The following is a 3,081-nucleotide window of genomic DNA, read 5'->3' as shown; positions in this document are numbered from 1 at the left end:
GTGAGCAGGATGCAGCAATCAGCGTATAGAACAAGCTCTAACGGGCAGTATGAACAAAATAGCAACTTTATTTCACCCGAAAATATACGGTGGAACAATGTTGCTTACTCTAAACTCTAGTTATTCAGGTGAGGTTCCAGCTTTTCGAACTCGTCTTTGGCTTCGGCGGTGCCCAGCTTGATCTGCAGTGCCAGTTCGTCACGCAAGGTCTGGGCATCGGCCAGAATGTCTTCGATGATTTTCATGTTCCTGTCTCCTTAAGGCTATTTTCCTGATGTGACCATCCGCCGGCGGATTTGTTCAGGCCTTGAGATCGTCAGACAGGAAAGGTTTGATGGTCTTCAGCATTTCCTGGTGAATCTTCACGTTGCCGGCAACCAGATTGCCGGTCTTGAAATGGGTGTCGCCGCCACGCAGGTCCGTGACCACGCCGCCGGCTTCTTTCACCAGCAATGCCCCCCCGGCAAAATCCCACTGGGCCAGCCCCAGTTCCCAGAAACCGTCAGTACGGCCCGCAGCCAGCCAGGCGAAATCCAGAGCAGCCGAACCCGGGCGGCGTACCCCTGCAGCGTCCTTGATCAGGGCTTTCATCATGCCGAAATAGGCATCCACATGGCGTTGGTCGCGATACGGAATACCGGTGCCCAGCAGCGCGCCGTGCAGGTCTTTCTGTTTGCTGATGCGAATGCGGTGGTCGTTCAGGTAAGCGCCGCCGCCCTTGTGGGCGCTGAAGGTCTCGTCCCGCAACGGGTCATAGACCACCGCTGCTTCCAGCGCGCCCCGGTACTGCAAGGCGATGGAGATGGAGAACTGGGGAAAGCCGTGCAGATAGTTGGTGGTGCCGTCCAGGGGATCGATGATCCACAGATAGTCGTTTCCGGCATGGCTGCCACTTTCCTCGGCCAGTATGGCATGGTCGGGGTAGGCCTTTTTTATGGCATTGATAATGATCTGCTCGGAAGCGCGATCGACCTCCGTGACAAAGTCGTTGGCCTGTTTTTCCTGTACCTCCACCTTCTCCATGTGATTGAAATAATTGAGTAACAGCTTGCCGGCATCACGGGCTGCGCGGGCGGCGATGGTGGTCATGGGGTTCATAGCGATTGAGGATATTCCAAGCCTTGAAGTTGATTACCCATTATACTCCACCGTCATGAAAAACATACGCATTGTCTTGGTTGAAACATCCCATGGCGGCAATATCGGCGCCGTGGCCCGGGCCATGAAGAACATGTGCCTGGACGAGCTTGCGCTGGTTGCTCCCAGGGAGTTTCCCACCGAAGAATGCATGGCCAGGGCTTCCGGCGCGGATGATATTCTGCACGAGGCCAGCGTGCATCAGTGCCTGGATGAAGCGGTATCGGACTGTGCGCTGGTGATTGGCGCCAGTGCGCGCCTGCGTTCGGTGAGCTGGCCGCAGCTGGATCCCCGTGAATGTGCTGAGCTGGCGGTTCAGCGTGCGGGCAGTGACAAGGTGGCGCTGGTCTTCGGACGTGAGCGCACCGGCTTGACCAATGCCGAACTCGAACGCTGCAACTATCTGGTGAACATTCCCGCCAACCCGGACTATTCATCCCTGAACTTGGGTATGGCTGTACAGGTGATCAGCTATGAGCTGATGATGCAGTCGGGGCAGAAAACACAGTCGCCGGTGGAAATGCGGGAACTGGCCGGCGCCGCTGAGATGCAGGGATTGTTCGATCACCTCGAGCAGGCGCTGGAAGATATCGGTTTTCTCGATCCGCGAAAATCAGACAAGCTCATGCGTCGTCTGAAGCGGCTGTTCTACCGCGCGGAGCCGGATATGGACGAGATCAAGATTCTGCGCGGGATACTCAGTGCCGCACAGGGCAGGAAGTCTGCCCGGAGGAACTGATTCACCCCGCCGTCCGGCGCTCCCCGCCGCTTTCCGGCCTGCGTATATTTACGCTCCCATGAAAAATCCCTTCTTGCCGAAAGGTCTTATTTAGCGTCAGACAATGGTAACGGAAGTTGCACTGTACTGATGGCTGACGATGACAATAATCAGGAGGAGATGAAATGAAAAATCCGAAAAAGATACTGGCCTGGGCCCTGCCGGTGACGGCACTGCTCAGCGCACCCGCGGCGATCATGGCGGAAACTTTTACCGGCAAACTGAATGGTCATGGTTGTGCTCATGCGGGCACAACCTGTCCGGTTGACCGGCTGGATCCTCACATTGCCCTGGAGTCCGATTTTGTGCTGCAAAAGGGCAGCGGTGACTACTATTTCCTGCCCAACCTGCCGTATGGCGTGAAGGTGAGGCATGTACTGGAAGATGTTCAGGTGGACGGGACTCTGGACAAACGCTACAACCAGATTGATGTAAATGCCTTCCGTGTAAAAAAAGCCGGCTCCTACAAGACCATGTGGAGCAAGGCTATGCAGAAGAAGGAACAAGATGCTCTCGAAGATGGCGGTGTGCCGTTTTTCCTGCCCTGACAGTTATCCGTAACAAGCCTGCCGGTTCACTGTTCAGGCGGTGAACCCCGGCAGGCGGGAGTGTGCAATGAAGAACGGATTGCTGATCGTCGCAGTGCTGTTGTTGCCCCTGGCGGCCAGTGGCGCAGCCGTGGATGTCAGATACTTTGATCCTCCCCGGCCAGGCACGGACTTCCGGCTGACGGATCAGTGGGGAGTGAGTCATTCACTCGAAGTCTACCGGGGCAAAGTGGTTGTCCTCAATTTCTGGGCCAGCTGGTGCAGACCCTGTGTGAGTGAAATGCCGGCACTGGAGAAAGCCTGGGAGACGCTCAGGGCGGACCAGATACAGATAGTGGGCATTGCAGTCAATGAAACTGCTGCGGATATCCGGCGTTTTCTACAGAAACAGCCCGTCAGCTTCCCCTTGCTGCCGGACGAAGATGCCGCGGTCACCGGCGAGTGGCGGGTGATTGGTCTGCCCACTACCTACGTTCTGAATCAGCAGGGCGAGGTGGCCTCCGCTGCCAGCCATGGAGAGCGAAGCGAAGGCTGGTAGACCCCAGTAGCCGCGAGGCCGCACTGCTTACCCGTCGTGCGCATAGCGCCAGAGGGGAAGCAAAGTAGGCATCCAAACGC

Annotated in this window: 5 protein-coding genes; 3 read left to right on the top strand and 2 right to left on the bottom strand. The window is 56.8% G+C overall.

Going from position 1 to position 3,081, the window contains the following annotated elements:
* Nucleotides 1–116: 116 nt before the first annotated feature.
* Together ACOCD2_RS15260 and ACOCD2_RS15255 are read right to left on the bottom strand one after the other, a co-directional pair.
* Nucleotides 117–245, bottom strand: a complete 129-nt coding sequence (locus tag ACOCD2_RS15260) for a hypothetical protein (RefSeq protein WP_293649130.1) — start codon at nucleotides 243–245, stop codon at nucleotides 117–119.
* Nucleotides 246–300: 55 nt separating this feature from the next.
* Nucleotides 301–1,098, bottom strand: coding sequence for an inositol monophosphatase family protein (locus ACOCD2_RS15255; RefSeq protein ID WP_293649133.1), 798 nt, complete (start codon nucleotides 1,096–1,098; stop codon nucleotides 301–303).
* A 55-nt stretch (nucleotides 1,099–1,153) separates the two neighbouring features.
* Between ACOCD2_RS15255 and ACOCD2_RS15250 the strand changes: the two genes are divergently transcribed.
* The 3 genes from ACOCD2_RS15250 (at nucleotide 1,154) to ACOCD2_RS15240 (ending at nucleotide 3,001) form a co-directional block, all read left to right on the top strand.
* Nucleotides 1,154–1,876: an RNA methyltransferase gene (locus tag ACOCD2_RS15250; RefSeq protein ID WP_293649136.1), complete on the top strand. Its 723-nt coding sequence runs from the start codon at nucleotides 1,154–1,156 to the stop codon at nucleotides 1,874–1,876.
* A gap of 164 nt (nucleotides 1,877–2,040) precedes the next feature.
* Nucleotides 2,041–2,463, top strand: a complete 423-nt coding sequence (locus ACOCD2_RS15245; RefSeq protein WP_293649138.1) for a hypothetical protein — start codon at nucleotides 2,041–2,043, stop codon at nucleotides 2,461–2,463.
* A 67-nt stretch (nucleotides 2,464–2,530) separates the two neighbouring features.
* Nucleotides 2,531–3,001: a TlpA disulfide reductase family protein gene (locus tag ACOCD2_RS15240; RefSeq protein WP_293649140.1), complete on the top strand. Its 471-nt coding sequence runs from the start codon at nucleotides 2,531–2,533 to the stop codon at nucleotides 2,999–3,001.
* Nucleotides 3,002–3,081 lie beyond the last annotated feature (80 nt).

It is taken from the genome of Thiolapillus sp., assembly GCF_048562965.1.
In the GTDB taxonomy this organism is placed as follows: Bacteria; Pseudomonadota; Gammaproteobacteria; order Chromatiales; family Chromatiaceae; genus Thiolapillus; species Thiolapillus brandeum_A.
Note: the sequence above shows the minus strand (reverse complement) of the source record. Positions and strands in the feature narration are given on the sequence as shown.